Origin of the sequence: Paractinoplanes bogorensis, from assembly GCF_018829635.1 — a bacterium.
GTDB classification, from domain to species: domain Bacteria; phylum Actinomycetota; class Actinomycetes; order Mycobacteriales; family Micromonosporaceae; genus Actinoplanes; species Actinoplanes bogorensis.
Map to the genome: position 1 here is coordinate 67111 of NZ_JAHKKG010000020.1, position 13911 is coordinate 81021.

Annotated in this window: 13 protein-coding genes, 1 tRNA gene and 1 riboswitch; of the genes, 7 read left to right on the top strand and 7 right to left on the bottom strand. The window is 66.0% G+C overall.

The genetic code is table 11. From position 1 onward, the window contains the following. Nucleotides 1–51 precede the first annotated feature (51 nt). Complete coding sequence (locus KOI35_RS43905; protein ID WP_215795700.1) at nucleotides 52–849, bottom strand: S-methyl-5'-thioadenosine phosphorylase; 798 nt, start codon at nucleotides 847–849, stop codon at nucleotides 52–54. Between the two features lie 68 nt (nucleotides 850–917). Here KOI35_RS43905 and KOI35_RS43910 point away from each other — a divergent pair, with 68 nt between their 5' ends. Both KOI35_RS43910 and KOI35_RS43915 read left to right on the top strand, forming a co-directional pair. Then, nucleotides 918–1511: a YqgE/AlgH family protein gene (locus KOI35_RS43910; RefSeq protein WP_215795701.1), complete on the top strand. Its 594-nt coding sequence runs from the start codon at nucleotides 918–920 to the stop codon at nucleotides 1509–1511. A 71-nt stretch (nucleotides 1512–1582) separates the two neighbouring features. Continuing rightward, nucleotides 1583–1655, top strand: a tRNA-Ala gene (locus tag KOI35_RS43915). An 875-nt stretch (nucleotides 1656–2530) separates the two neighbouring features. Here the strand turns inward: KOI35_RS43915 and KOI35_RS43920 are convergent. From KOI35_RS43920 to KOI35_RS43930, 4 genes are all read right to left on the bottom strand, one after another. Next, nucleotides 2531–3628, bottom strand: coding sequence for a DUF8370 family protein (locus KOI35_RS43920; RefSeq protein WP_498371311.1), 1098 nt, complete (start codon nucleotides 3626–3628; stop codon nucleotides 2531–2533). Beyond that, entirely contained in the window at nucleotides 3628–4020 is a 393-nt protein-coding gene (locus tag KOI35_RS49430; protein ID WP_498371310.1) for a DUF8370 family protein, read from the bottom strand. Before KOI35_RS49430 ends, KOI35_RS43920 begins: the two co-directional genes overlap by 1 nt. A gap of 531 nt (nucleotides 4021–4551) precedes the next feature. Continuing rightward, nucleotides 4552–4887 (bottom strand): hypothetical protein, encoded by a 336-nt coding sequence (locus KOI35_RS43925; protein WP_215795703.1) that lies wholly within the window; start codon nucleotides 4885–4887, stop codon nucleotides 4552–4554. A 743-nt stretch (nucleotides 4888–5630) separates the two neighbouring features. Further along, nucleotides 5631–5805, top strand: a riboswitch (cyclic di-AMP (ydaO/yuaA leader). A gap of 695 nt (nucleotides 5806–6500) precedes the next feature. Then, nucleotides 6501–7346 carry an imine reductase family protein gene (locus KOI35_RS43930; protein ID WP_215795704.1) on the bottom strand — a complete coding sequence of 282 codons (846 nt, stop codon included), beginning with the start codon at nucleotides 7344–7346 and terminating at the stop codon, nucleotides 6501–6503. Between the two features lie 81 nt (nucleotides 7347–7427). Between KOI35_RS43930 and KOI35_RS43935 the strand changes: the two genes are divergently transcribed. The 3 genes from KOI35_RS43935 (at nucleotide 7428) to KOI35_RS43945 (ending at nucleotide 10129) form a co-directional block, all read left to right on the top strand. Then, nucleotides 7428–7745 (top strand): winged helix-turn-helix transcriptional regulator, encoded by a 318-nt coding sequence (locus KOI35_RS43935; protein WP_215795705.1) that lies wholly within the window; start codon nucleotides 7428–7430, stop codon nucleotides 7743–7745. Nucleotides 7746–7808: 63 nt separating this feature from the next. Then, nucleotides 7809–8972 carry an FAD-dependent monooxygenase gene (locus KOI35_RS43940; protein WP_215795706.1) on the top strand — a complete coding sequence of 388 codons (1164 nt, stop codon included), beginning with the start codon at nucleotides 7809–7811 and terminating at the stop codon, nucleotides 8970–8972. Next, nucleotides 8969–10129 (top strand): hypothetical protein, encoded by a 1161-nt coding sequence (locus tag KOI35_RS43945; RefSeq protein ID WP_215795707.1) that lies wholly within the window; start codon nucleotides 8969–8971, stop codon nucleotides 10127–10129. Before KOI35_RS43940 ends, KOI35_RS43945 begins: the two co-directional genes overlap by 4 nt. Here KOI35_RS43945 and KOI35_RS43950 read toward each other — a convergent pair. After that, nucleotides 10102–10395: a hypothetical protein gene (locus KOI35_RS43950; protein ID WP_215795708.1), complete on the bottom strand. Its 294-nt coding sequence runs from the start codon at nucleotides 10393–10395 to the stop codon at nucleotides 10102–10104. The two genes, KOI35_RS43945 and KOI35_RS43950, sit on opposite strands and share 28 nt — an antisense overlap. A gap of 183 nt (nucleotides 10396–10578) precedes the next feature. Between KOI35_RS43950 and KOI35_RS43955 the strand changes: the two genes are divergently transcribed. Next, entirely contained in the window at nucleotides 10579–11310 is a 732-nt protein-coding gene (locus KOI35_RS43955) for a hypothetical protein (RefSeq protein ID WP_215795709.1), read from the top strand. A gap of 31 nt (nucleotides 11311–11341) precedes the next feature. Then, the gene (locus KOI35_RS43960; protein WP_215795710.1) at nucleotides 11342–11923 is read left to right on the top strand and encodes a 3'-5' exonuclease; all 582 of its coding nucleotides are present in this window, start codon (nucleotides 11342–11344) and stop codon (nucleotides 11921–11923) included. Here the strand turns inward: KOI35_RS43960 and KOI35_RS43965 are convergent. Next, entirely contained in the window at nucleotides 11920–13887 is a 1968-nt protein-coding gene (locus KOI35_RS43965; RefSeq protein WP_215795711.1) for a sensor histidine kinase, read from the bottom strand. The genes KOI35_RS43960 and KOI35_RS43965 overlap by 4 nt on opposite strands. Nucleotides 13888–13911 lie beyond the last annotated feature (24 nt).

The following is a 13911-nucleotide window of genomic DNA, read 5'->3' on the forward strand; positions in this document are numbered from 1 at the left end:
CCCGAATTACGGCAGCTCGATCGGTAGCTTCAGGCCGTCATCGCCCCCGACTCAGGGCAGCTCGATCGGTAGCTTCAGGCCGTCGAGCATCGACGCGCACGGGCACGTCCGCTCGGCCGGGAGCCGGGTCACCGCGTCGAGCAGAACCGACCGCAGCCGCGCGGTGTTGTCGGCGAACACCCGGAAGACCTCCTCCTGGGTGACACCGTGGTCGCCCTCGACCCCTGCGTCGAGATCGGTGACCAGGGCGATGGAGGTGTAACAGAGCCCCAGTTCACGAGCCAGTACGGCTTCCGGGTGACCGGTCATGTTCACGATCGTGCCGCCGATCGCGGTGAACCAGCGCGACTCGGCCCGCGTCGAAAAGCGCGGCCCCTCGACCACGACCATCGTGCCGCCGTCGACCGGAGCGACCGGCACAGCCGCGGCCAGCACGGCACGGCGGCCGTCCGGGCAATACGGATCGGCGAAATTCAGGTGCACGGCGCCGGTGTCGTAGTAGGTCTGCGCGCGCCCGCTCGTCCGGTCGATCAGCTGGTCAGGCACCACGAACGTGCCCGGACCGAACTCGGGACGCAGCCCACCGACGGCACACGGGGCGACGATCTGCCGTACGCCCAGAGCCCGCAACGCCCACAGATTGGCCTGGTAAGGAATCTTGTGGGGTGGGAAGCGGTGGTCGCGTCCGTGCCGCGGCAGGAACGCGACACGACGGTCACCCACCTGGGCGACAGTGATCGGATCGGAGGGCGCACCGTAGGGCGTGGACACCTCGTGCTCGGAGGCGCCGTCCAGGAGGGCGTAGAGCCCCGATCCGCCGATGACGCCGATCTCGGCCGCTGGGTTCATGGGCAGACCTTATCGGGGGCCGGAATCTCGGGCTAATGTGCGATGCATGGCGTTGCTGGGGACGGCGTATGTATAGCGAGGGCCAGCGGATCGGAGGCCGGTCGATGGAGTCGATGACCGGTCGGCTTCTGGTGGCGACACCCACGCTCAAAGATCCAAATTTCGACCGTACGGTCGTGCTGCTGGTCGCCCACGAGACGGGCGGGGCCCTCGGCGTGGTGCTGAACCGCGCCACCGAGGTGCCCGTCGCCGACGTGCTCGGCGGCTGGGGCGAGCTGGCCGGCGATCCCGCCGTGCTCTTCGAGGGCGGTCCCGTGCAGCCCGAGTCCGCCATCTGCCTGGCCCGCACCCGCCCCGAGGTGAAGAAGCGGGTGTCCGGCTTCCACCAGGTGTCGGGCGCCCTCGGCACGGTCGACCTGTCGGCCGACCCCGAGCGTCTGCGCGAGAGCGTGGCCGGCATCCGGGTCTTCGCGGGCTACTCGGGCTGGTCCGCGGGCCAGCTGGAAGACGAGATCTCCTCCGGCTCGTGGTTCCTGCTCGACGCGCTACCCGGCGACCCGTTCATGAGCCGCCCCGACGACCTGTGGGCCATGGTGCTGCGCCGCCAAGGCGACATCCTGGCCGCGGTGGCCCACTTCCCGCCCGATCCCGCCTTGAACTGAGGGGGTCCCGGCACCTCGCGTTCAGAGGTGTGTAGTATTTCCTCCGTGCCCGGGTGAACCGGGGACGGTAAGGGGCTGTGGCGCAGCTGGTAGCGCACCACACTGGCAGTGTGGGGGTCAGGGGTTCGAGTCCCCTCAGCTCCACCCTTACAAAACACCCGGGCAGATGCCCGGGTGTTTTTGTCTTTGCCAGATCCGTGCCAGATAACCGCTCGGCCTGCTTCCGAGCCTCGCCGATCAACACATCGAGAGCGCGATGGCTTGGTCGCGTTCGCGGCTCGAATGTCCGTCGGGAGTCATGTGCTTCGCAAGTCGGGCTGCTTTGGCTGCTATCGCCTTTATATGTTGCCAGCGACTCGGAAGCGCATCGGCGAGGTAGGACTCGGCTAATCTCGCTGCCCCTCTCTGTCAGTCGCCCACCAGCCAAGCCTGACATAGATCAACTGGACGGCTCTACCGTCGTCGGGACGTCTACGGACGTCTCCCAGGAGGTGACCTATCGAGCGAAGTGCTGGACGGCTACCGGTCGGCTGTCGATCTTCTTCAAACTTTCTGTACGTTTTCAAGGCGGCCCGAAACGGGCCGCTCACGCCGCCATCAGGGCGCGAACTCGTCCCGCCGCTGCCGCTTGGGCCGAGCTCGCAGGCAGCCCGTCGGCTGGCGTGCAACAGCGGAGTCGGGCCGCAGCTACAACATCGAAGCGATTCGGTGAGTGTGCCTTGGCAGCCGACCGACACGGCCAGGGCGGCGCGGCCGAGGAGCCACGCCTGGCCGTTGTGCGAATCAAGCTCAGACGTCGTTACGGTTACTGCGCCTCCGGCGGGGGGCGCTCCGGCTCCGGGATGGCCGCGCACCCCGTCACCCTCGCCCCGGGGCAAGCCGAGCAGACCGCCGCCGGCGCCCACCGGCCTGGGTGGCTCGTGTCAAGGCCGTCTTGACGCGGCGGGCGCCGGCGGCACCCCGCTCCCACAGTGGGCGGGTCGAGGGTGACGGGATGGCTATAGCCGCTCTGAGCGAGATCAGCTATTGATAATCCGGAGAAATAACTTGTGAAGGTAGCCGAATGCCTCAGGCCCCGTTGGGCGTAACTGTTCCTGCACTAAGATTTCCAGGTCTTCGTCATCCAGAGGTATCATGAACTTCGTATCATCGTGAAATGCGTCGAGGCAGCCGCTCCAAATCCGATTCTTATCTGCGTTGCCGCGGTATATCAACATACCGAACATGCCTCTTGACGGCGCAAGCCGCGACCGAAGCTGATGAATCTCTGGATTGCTGATTGGTGCGGAGTAATTTTTGCATTCAATAAACACCTGAGGTGCTGGGTAATTATCTGCAAGCCAGCGGAAAAAGCCGTGTGGTGAGTCGTTCGTATAACTCAAATCAACGATCTCCCGGCCCTCGTGCAGGCTAGCCTGCTCAACGGGGCATACCAGGTGAGGATAAAAGAGCTCCGTCAAGAGAGCTTTGATTCTGCGCTCGTAAGCTTTCGCATCGGGCTTCCCGGCTGGCGTGTCGAGGACTTCCTGGAGTAGCTGTTCATAGTCAGGCGGAGGGCTCCCCGTGATGCTCGCTATATCGCTATGGCTCAAAGAGAAAGTGCGCGTGGAAGTCTTTTTGTCTTTGTACGTTTGAAGCAGCTCGGGATTCTCCGCGCTTATCGCGGTGTTAATTCGCTTAGCCACGCCAGGCTTCCCGGTATAAAACTTCTCCCTATATTTTCGCTCTACGGAATACTTGGTGACCGGCTTCTTTTTCACTGCAGCATTCATGGAAGAGGATGGATTCTCCCGGCTTACTAAGAAGTTGAGGATGTCGTGACGAAAGAAATCTTCTGCGTTCATATGAAGCTCTAGGCGGACGATGGCTTTCGGCACCAATAGAAGTAGTTCGTCGTTGGGTGTTGGCATGTCTGTATGCAACGAGACCCAACTTGCTTGTCTGCTATTCCACGTATACCCGGCCGCGACGTGAGGTGATAGCGGAATGCCATAGAATTGACATATTCCTTTAGTGTATTCGACAAGCTGGTCGCGGATAATATTTGTAGTGATGTCCGATATCCTGTCCCGGCCGATTCCCTCGACTAGTAGCGCAGTATCCTCTAGATCGCTGATTAAGCCGCTCTAGCGGCTGCGCTCCTGGTCAAGGCCCGCCAGAGATCTTCTGCTAGCTCATCTCCGAGTCCGCTACCTCGCGACTTCTTCTCCGAGAGTCCGAGGTGAGTCTCGTTGGGTTCGCGCAGGTTTGATAAGAGGCTTAGAGCGCCGCTATCGTCTCCTGCGTAAACTTCGTCAAGGACTGCTTGAAAGAATGATTGTATGCTTGAGACGCACCTATTGGACCAAGGAGTTTCGAGTTGCGACAACGACCGCGGATCGATAAAGAGCGGCGTGTCTCTATCAATGTGCACGTCAACAAAGTCCAGAGCGCTTTGCGAGACACCAAGATCGTAGAACTCGGAAACGCGCACCAGGCCACCCTTCGTCAGCCACTGACTCAGAGTCACGCTACAGTGACAGGTGGCTATGTCACAACGCTTGAAAGCCGGTTATGAGAGTTGGCGCGCTGGTCACTGCGCTGGCAGCCGGGACGTCGACATGGACTAACGGCTGACCTGGGCTGGAGCGGGAGGTTGGCCTTCGAGGGTGCTGCACAGCAATGAGACACAGCAACGCACCCGACCGAACCCGACCGGACTTGCGGATGCCGTCTTACCGTGAACGAGGCTTGATCGAACCAAGTCGCCGAGACTCCCCCGGGTCACGGGTCGGTGAGTGACTAACCGAGTGACAATGGAGGTGTCCGCACCCGGACGTCTACGGACTTCGGTGGACTGTTATCCCAGCTTGAGGACCATGTTGATGCTGACGGACGCCCATGATCGTTCCTTGACGCGGAAGAGGTCGACGCAGCCGGGTGCCGGGTTAGCGGAGACGTGCATAGCCCCGGCCGCACCCGACCATGAGTGTGAAGGGTTAGCGGCCTGGACCAGTTGGGCTCGCATGGTGCTGTTGGACCAGTTACGCGAAGGGCGACCCTAGTCGACAAGGGTGGCGGTGCAAGACAGCGCACCCACCGGTGCTGAGTCCAGCATTGTCGACTCCTCCACCTTGACCGTGTCGCCGGGGCGCACGTCGCGAACTCTGGTTCGATCAATGTCGATACGGTCGCCGGTGCTGTCTCGGTACTCGATGCTGATCGTGAAGCTCTTTGTCGAACTAGACGTATTCTTCACCGACATGCGCGCTGTTGCCGGAGTGAAGAAGCCGGCGTCGTCCGACGTGCAAGAGAGCACGCGCACCTCTGCGGGTTCCGCAGCGAAGATCGTTGCGACAAAGGTGGCGCCAGCGATCACCCCCGCAATGACCAACACGAACGTGAGCGGATTTCGCCTTTTCCTCTGCGGCATCGGTGAGGGCCCGTACTGAATTGGCGGCGGAGTGTGCGGCGGCAATGGGAACTCCAGGTGGGGCAATGTGGGGGCTTGTAACGGCGACTGGGTGCTCGGCAGGGTTCAGCAGCCGATAACAATTTTGTCCGCGAACGTGCGTACGCAACAGAAACTTGTCGGGAACTCAGCCATATGCTTTCTCGATCAGCCGATAAGCTTCCACTGATCGGATTAGGTGGGGCGTGATTCGGCCATCCTGGTTCGCAGCCAGTCGATGTCGGCAGCAGGTTGGACACACCCAAACACCAAGCGGCTCGGCGCGCGGTGCTGCCAGCACTGACAGCACCGGTAACAGCAACCGTCCGAGATGATCACAACCGCAGCAGAGCGGCGCTGGACGGAATCCCGAGGTCACGGACTCGCGGAGACATCGCTGGACGGGCCGCCCAGAGCTTACAGCCGAGGGTTGGCCGACAGCTCAGGGCACCTCGAGGCACAGAAGTGTCCTCTGATTTGGGTTACCCGTACATGCGTACTGCCAACGTCACTCTTTGGCAGGCTGCGACAACGGAAAGTTGACTATGTGATCGGCCTTACCCGGATGAGAGTCTAATGCGGATCTTGCGGCAGAATAAATCCGCGGTTGATCACACATCCAGCCGCTCGCGATGTTCAGGTTCACGCCGAGCCCTGACCCGGGCCTACCGTCGCGACCAAGCGGAAGAAATTAGTAGATGAGGCATCCGGGGTCAGGGACGGGGGACCCATTACCGGTCCACTCCGCGCCACCCGCTCCGGTGGTATCACGTGGAGAACCTCGGGGTGAAGTCGCGCAAGCGACCGGGCACACCTTCCCGCCCGAACCCGACAGCTAACCTCGCAGGCGTGCCGGAAGGACTTCTTCGCCGTGCGCTACGAACAGTTGGCGGCTGCTGCCGTCGTCGCCTCGCTCTGCCGTCTTACGTTTCGGCTGGCGATCATGGTACTTGCGTACCGCCTGTTCATGAAGGTCACTGAGCCAGAATCACGAGCCTTGGTCTGCGACCTGGTCCGGTCGTTCGAAGGCAGATCGCTCAACATGCGATCACTCAGTGCCATTCGTCGAACGTCTCGCCGGGCACCCCGGCAAACTCCGAACTAAAAGAACTGAGAACCACCCGGCCTCGGTGAGGCGATCCCTCAGCCGGGGCCGGGTACCTCGATCGTTCCTCGACACGGAAGCGGTGACTCGCACAGGTCCTGAGCGTCCACGTCCCCGCTGATTCTGCGGTGGTGGTGGATCAGTCTCGGGGTCGCCGAGCGTTCCGCTCGACAACCCGATTTGCATGCCAGATCCATGCCAGACGAGTCGGTCGTTGTCGGAGCGTGACGGGGAATTACGGCATCTCGACGTGCATCGTTGCTGGTCGTGGCCTACGAGGTCAGAGATTTTGGGTGAGGACCGTCCTGGCGGCGTGGGGGGGTCAGGGGTTCGAGTCCCTTCAGCTCCACGAGATCTCAGTGGGTGGATGGGCTGGAAAGGCGGCGTTGCCGCCGTTGGGCCCGCTGTGCTGACGGTCGGGTTCGTGTTGTCGATGGGGTCTGCGATCAGGACGTCAGTTGGACGTTGGTGTGGTCAGGGACTCGGCTGTCTCGTCCCAGTCGGGGGTGGGGCCGGAACGGGCGACCTGCTCGGCCGTGATGTCGCGTAGTAGCTGGGGTAGGCGCGGGTCTACGCCGGCCTGGTTTGTGGTTCTGAGGATGTGATTCTGGAACTGCAGGCACATCCCGAGGTTGGCCTCGCCCCGGTTGTAGGTGTGGGTCTCGTAGGTGTGGGCCAGGGACGGCAGTTCGGCCGCCAGTGTGCTGATGATTCCCTGCGCGTACGGGAGGTAGGCCGACGGCTCGATGCCGCGGGAGCGCGCCAGGGCCGCCGAGTGCAGAAACGCGTACATGCCGGCGAAGAAGACGTCGAGCATTGCCATGTCCAGGGCCGGCGGCACGGCGTGGTCCTCGCCCAGCACGTCGACCGTGCCGCCCAGTGCGGCCAGCACCGGGTGGGCCGAGTTGATCGTCTCGGGGCGGCCGGCGTACAGGATGAGGTTTTGATCGGTGCCGATTAGCGCGGTCGGCACCATGATGGCGCCTGTTACGTAGCTGACGCCCAAGTCGGCGGCGGCTGTGGCTGAGGTGACGGCGTCGTCGGATGTGCCCGACGACATGTTGATCACTGGAGTGCCGAGGGTGAGCGCGGGGGCGATCTGGGCGATCAGTGGGCGGCTGGCCTCGTGGTCGCGGACGCAGATCAGGACTACGTCGGCGTTCCGTACGGTGTCGGCCGGGTCTACGCCGGTGGGGGAGCGGTTCCACGTTCTGGCCGCTTGGAGGGTTCGGGCCAGCGCCCGGCCCATGGCGCCTTGCCCCAGCACGGCGACCCGGGACGGATAAGTTGGAGTGGTCATGCGTCGAGCCTCGCAAGGGCTGGCGCGGGTGACCATTACGCACTTTCACCCCCGTACGAACCTGAAGGTTAGGAGCGGCCGGTGCCCGAGCCCGACGAGATCTGTGGCGTGAACATCGCCTTCGCGGTGGTGGGCAGCAAGTGGAAGCCGACGATTCTGTGGGTTCTGGCCGGTCGGCCGCATCGGTTCGCTGAGCTTCGCCGTGCGGTCGGGGGCATCTCCGAGAAGGTGCTCGCGGCGCAACTGCGGGAGCTCGAACGTGACGGTGTCGTGTGCCGCGAAGCCGGTGCGGGCTTTCCGCTGAACGTGCGGTATTCGCTGACCCCGGCCGGGGTGACGCTCGACCGGCTGCTCGAGCCGCTGGCCGAGTGGGGGCATCAACTTCAGCGTGGCCGATGAGTTTCACCGGCTCGGGTTGTCTACGTTGCGAAATAGCAAGCGACACGATGAGCTGGGGGCACGATGAGCGTCAAGGTGTTGGTTTCGGGAGCGAGCATCGCGGGGCCGGCGCTGGCCCACTGGCTGCACAAGCATGGGGCCGAGGTGACCGTGGTGGAGCGGGCGCCCGAGTTGCGGCCGGGCGGGCAGGCGGTCGATGCGCGCGGTGTGGCCAAAGAAGTGATCCGCCGGATGGGGCTGGATGCGCCCGTACGCGCGGCCCGCACCGACACCGCGGGGGCGCACAACGTGGACGTCGACGGGAATGTGCTCGAGACGTTCAGCGCGGAGGACGACGGCGGCGACGGCTACATCTCCGAGATCGAGATCCTGCGTGGTGACCTGTCCCAGGTGCTCTACGACGACACCCGGGAGGTCGTCGAGTATGTCTTCGGTGACCGGATCGCCGAGCTCGTCCAGGCTGAGGACGGCGTCGACGTCACCTTCGCGAGTGGTGATCGGCGGCGCTTCGACCTGGTGATCGGGGCCGACGGGCTGCACTCGGCGCTGCGGGCGATGGTCTTCGGGCCGCACGACAAGTTCGTCCGGCATCTCGGGCGGGTGATGGCCTTCTACACCGTGCCCAACGAGTTCGGGCTGGACCGCTGGCTGATCGACTATCAGGAGCCGGGCACCGGGCGCTCGGCCGGCCTGCGGCCCATTCAGGACGCGACCCGGGCGATGGCCATGTTCTCCTTCAAGGCCGACGACCTGGACGTCGACTACCGCGACGTTGCGGCCCAGAAGAAACTGCTGGGCGAGCGGATGGCCGGGCTGGGCTGGTTGAGCCCGCAAATCCTGACGCACCTGGACGACACGCCGGACTTCTATCTCGACCAGGTCGCCCAGGTGCTGATGGACCGCTGGTCGAGCGGCCGGGTCGCGCTGCTCGGGGACGCGGCGTTCAGTTCGTCGCCGCTGTCGGGGCAGGGCACGTCGCTGGCGCTGGTCGGCGCCTACCTGCTGGCGGGTGAGCTGGCCGCCGCCGGGTGGGACGCCGAGACCGGGTTTTCCGCGTACGAGCGGAAGATGCGCTCCTTCGTCGAGGCCAACCAGGAGATCGGCCGCATGCACGCCGACAGCCTGGACGGCGCGGCGCCCGAGATGGACGAGGAAGCGCTGACCGACCTGGTCCAGCGGGCGATCAACGGGGTCGAACTGCCCGACTACGAAGAGAATGGGTCGTGAGCGAATCTGTCGCGGCGACTCTCAACCGGACCGAGCGGTGGTTCGTGCAGTCGGCGCTGCCGCAGCTGATCGATGACTTCTCGGCCACCGGGCAGGTGGTGCCGCGGATGGTGCCGTTTCTGAGCGGCGCCACGGTCTACTGGCTGTTGCAGGTGGGGGCGTCCCCGTCGTTCTGGTCGCTGGCCGTTCCGCTGGTGGTGATCGCGGTGGTGTGGCCGTTCACCGGTGGGCTCAACGGGCGCCGGCCGCTGCGGCTGGGACGGGTCGGGGCGGTTGTCGTGTCCGTCGTGTTCGGGGTGGTGTTCGCGGTCGGCGGCGCGCTGGTGCACATGCTCCGGCCGGGCGTGTTCCGGCTCGACGTCGTGGCGCCGACCAGCAACGCGTCGCTTCTGGTGGCCTTCATCGGGCTGGTGATCTATGTCGCCGTGTTCGCGGGCGGGTTCCTGGCCACCTCGTACGGTGTCTTCGCGGCCTTGCGCCACGCGGTCGGTGACCTGGCCAAGGGCCTGGCCGACATCCCGCGCTCGTTCGGCCGGTCGCTGCCGGTGGTGCTTTTCGGCACGCTGTTCCTGTTCTTCACCGGCGAGCTGTGGCAGCTGCTGGACAGGTTGAGCTGGCCGCGGGTGTGGCTGGTCCTGGTGCTGCTGGCGGTGATTGTCGGGCTGGCCACGTGGCGGGTGGTGAAGGGCTACGACGAGGATCCGGTGGGCCCGCCGCCGACCGCGGACGATCTGGCCGAGGCCTGCCGGGACACGCCGCTGGCCGGGATCGAGTGTCCGCCCGCGAAGGTGGAGCCGCTGGAGCACCGGCAGGAGCTGAACGTGCTGGTGCTGCTGACCGTCCGCCAGCTGGCGCAGGCCCTGATCATCGGGGTCGGCCTGTTCCTGTTCTTCGTGGCGCTGGGACTGATCACGGTGCAGTACGAGACAGCGGCCACATGGATCGGGCACGATCCGCAGCGGTCCGGCTTCTTCGGGGTGCCGGTGGCCCTGTTCAAGCTGTCCGCCCTGCTCGCGTCGTTCGGCGGGGTGTCCTTCTCGACCTCGTCGATGACCAACGCGGAGCACAAGCAGGAGTTCTTCCTGCCTGTGCTGCGCAGTGTCCGCCGCCCGATCCTGGTGCACACCGTCTATCGGACGATGCTGAGCGGCCGCTGACGGAGCTGCAGGCCGAGGGCGACCGCGGAGGCGAGGACGACGACGGCGGCGATCAAAGTGGAGCCGCCGGCCAGGACGGCCCCGAACGCCCCGAAGGCGAGGACCGATCCGAGCGAGCCGACCGAACAGACCGACAGGATCGACCCGGCCGAGAAGACCGACAGGATCGACCCGAACGAGCCGACGGACAACACCGAGTTGGTCGAGTAGACGCTCAGGATCGAGCCGCTGGACTTGTACGACAGGATGTTCCGGCTGCGAGGCATGTGTCCATCGTGGTCGCCCGGACCGTGGTGCGAATCCATCAACTGGTGGAGCGCGGGCTCCCACCGAAACGTCATCTGATCGGCGTTGGTGAATGGCCGAACGGCCCACTGCGTGGCGCCGAAGAGTGTCGTTGGGTGTTCGGTGCGGCCGAAATTCCGGCGCTTTGGGCGTTGGGGGCGACGATGAGTCATGCGCAGGTCGAGGGCGGCCGGGAACCGGTGAAGAAGTCACCCGGCTGGCCCTACGCCGTGCTGCTGGTGGCGGTGCTCGTGCTCGTGGGTGGGGTGTGGACGGCGTACGACCGGGGCCTGATCGTCGAAGACTCGGGGGTCACCGCCTGTGAGGCGATGCGCGGCGGATCCACCACGTTCAAGACCGACCCGGACGACGGCAAGCCGATGACCGAGGACGAATACCGCCGCGCCCGCCAGGTGTTCGCCGATTCGCGGCACGACGACATCCGCGATCACGGCACCCAGGTCATGGACATCGTCTGGCGGATCTCGCAGATGAAGGACGACGAGGCCGGCGCCCTGCTCTACGCCCAGCCGCTGGCCACCCAGGTGCTCGGGCTCGAGTCGGCCTGCGCCGATCAGGGCGTCTTCCTGCCGATCGAGTCGCCCGAGTCCACCGGGGCGCCGGTCCGTAAGTCCGCGGGGACACCGGTGGCCTGTGCGGCGGTGTTCAAGGCCGGGCAGGTGATCGCCAAGGGCTTCGACGGTGCCTGTGCCAACGCCGGCGGCAAGGTCCAGCTCGTGCCGGTCTTCGGCTGCAAGGACGGCCGCAAGCTGTTCCAGATCGACTCCTCCACCGGGGCGAAGAGCGGCTGGGGCTACGCGGGCGCCAAGTTCAAGGCGACCGACCCCACCGCCGATCCCGCGTATTCGACCGCGGTACAGAAGTGTCTGGGCTGACGTTCACCGAAGATCCAGTAGCGTCGGGCCCGTGATCATCGTCTTTGATCTGGAGTTCACCACCTGGGACGGAGCGCAGGACCGCGGTTGGTCCGGCCCCGGCGAGTTCCGCGAGATAGTGCAGTTCGGTGCCGTACGGGTCGACTCCGCCACCCTCGAGATCACCGGCGAGCTGGACCTGCTCGTCCGGCCCGTGCGCAACCCGTCGCTGTCCCCGTTCTTCCAGGAGCTGACCGGGATCAGCCAGGCCGACGTGGACGCTCGGGGGCTGCCGTTCCTGACCGCCCTCGACCAGTTCATCGACTTCTGCGCCGGGCACTACGTTCTCTCGTACGGGAATGACATGGTTGTCGTCGGTGAGAACCTCGTGCTCCAGGTGCCGGAGGGTCGGGCCCCCAAGCGGGGCATGCCACCCTTCGTCAACATCCGCCCGTACGTGAACTCGCTGCTCCCGATGACCCGGGGCGAATCGGCGGGGCGGATCGCGTTCGCGGCCGGGCTGACCGGTGCGGTCGACCGGGAGCACAACGCCCTGGCCGACTGCTACTCGATCGTGGCGACGCTGCGGCACCTGCGCGCGCTCGGCCACCCGCTCATCGCGGTCGAGGGTTAAGTGACCGGCAGGGTGAACGTCATCCGCGAACCGCCGTCGTCCGACGTCGTGGCGGTGATCGTGCCGCCGTGCCGCTCCACGATCCGCTTGCAGATGGCCAGGCCCAGGCCGGTGCCCAGATAGCCGGCGTCGCCGTGGGCGCGATGGAAGTTCTGGAAGATCGCCTCGTGCTGCCCCTGCGGGATGCCGATGCCGTTGTCCGACACCGAGATCCGCACGAAGCCGTCGCCCGCCACCTTGGCCCGGATCGCGATCACCGGCACCACCCCGGGCGCCGTGTACTTGATCGCGTTGCCGATCAGATTTTCCAGCAGTTGACGGGTCAGCACCGGATCCGCCCGTACGAGGGTGAGGTCTTCGAGATCGAAGCGCGGCATCGGCGCCCCGGTGCTGGCCGCGTGATCGAGGCGGCCGGTGGCGATGTCCCGCACGATCGAGTCGAGGTCGACCGGGGCCGGGTCGAGGCCGGCGTCCCGGGCGGTCGTGTACGCGAGCAGGCCGTCGATCAGGCTGCGCATCCGCTCCGACGCGCGCCGGATCCGGGTCACGCTGTCCACGGCGAAGTCGTTGTTCTCGTCGACCTCGCCCGCCAGCACCTCCGACCAGCCCTCGATCGTGGCCAGCGGGTTCATCAGGTCGTGGGCGACCACGCCGGCGAAGGAGGTCAGCTCGTCGCGGTGCCGCCGGTCGGCCGTCACGTCGACGAAGACGAGCAGGGCCTCGCGGCTGTTCGGCAGCACCGAGCCGTTGACGTGGATCATCCGGCCGCCGGGCGTCGCCGAGTTGCGGACCAGCAGGTCGGTGGGCTCGAAGGTGCCGGCCAGGATCCGGCGGTGCGGCATGTCCTCGGCGGCCAGCGGCGAGCCGTCGGCGCGGGACAGCCCGTAAAAGCCGGGCTCGGCCACCCGGGTGGTGCCGCTGGAGACGCCGATCAGCCGGCGCGCGGCCGCGTTGGCCATCCGGTAGCGGCCCTCCTCGTCGATGACGATCAGGCCCTCCTCCATCGAGTCGATGATGGTGGTCACCGTGGTGGCCTGGGCGACCGCCTCCTCCTCGGAGGCGCGCAGCCGGGCCATCAGCGCGTCCCGCTCGTCGCGGCCCAGCGCCAGCACGAGCCCGACGACCGCGATGGTGGCCACGAACAGCTGCGCCACCAGGGCGCGCAACGGGTGCGACTCGATGGCCGCGAACGGGCCGGTGCCGTCCAGCGTGAACAGGATGGCGAAGGTGCCGAAGGCCAGGGCGTGCACGACCACGTAGGTGGTGCGCAGCCGGACGCCGGCCCAGACGCTCAGCGTGATCAGCGTGAACGCCACCGGCAGCCCGTCGGTGGCGCCGAAGACCAGCAGATAGCCCAGCACCGAGGCGGTGCTCACCACCAGGTGTTCGATGCGGCAGGACGGGCCCATGTTCTTCCACGCCGTCCACAGCCGGCGCGGTCGCATCAACAGGGGCAGGGCGATGCCGACGACGACCACGCTGACCGTGTTGCGGGCCAGCCAGACCGCGGTCGAGTCGAGCGTGTGAACGCCGTTGACCAGCCACAGTCCGATCGCGCCGACGCTCGTCCCGGCGGCACTGCTGAGCAGCGCGGCCAGCAGCAGGCGCCACAGCTCGGGCATCCGGCGCACGGTGGTGCCGTCCGGAATCCACAACGTGGGTAACCAGCGCCTCAGGAGCCACGTCAGCGCGTACGCCTGGACGAGGTTGGCCGCCGCGAAGAAGCCGGCCATCAGCGGGTGGGCACCGGTCGCGAGGTTGACCACGACGGTGATCGCCACCAGCGCCGCCGGGTCGGCCCAGCGCCACCGGGAACGCGGCCGCCCGGCGAACCAGACCGCCAGCACCCCGGCCGCCGGCCAGACCAGGCTCAGGTTCGTCTGGTCGAGCACGGTGAGCCGGCCCGCGTACGTGGCGAGCACGTACAGCGCGGCGAAACCGGCCAGGCGCAGCAGGGGCACCACGAAAGGACTTTCGGCAGCCGCCGC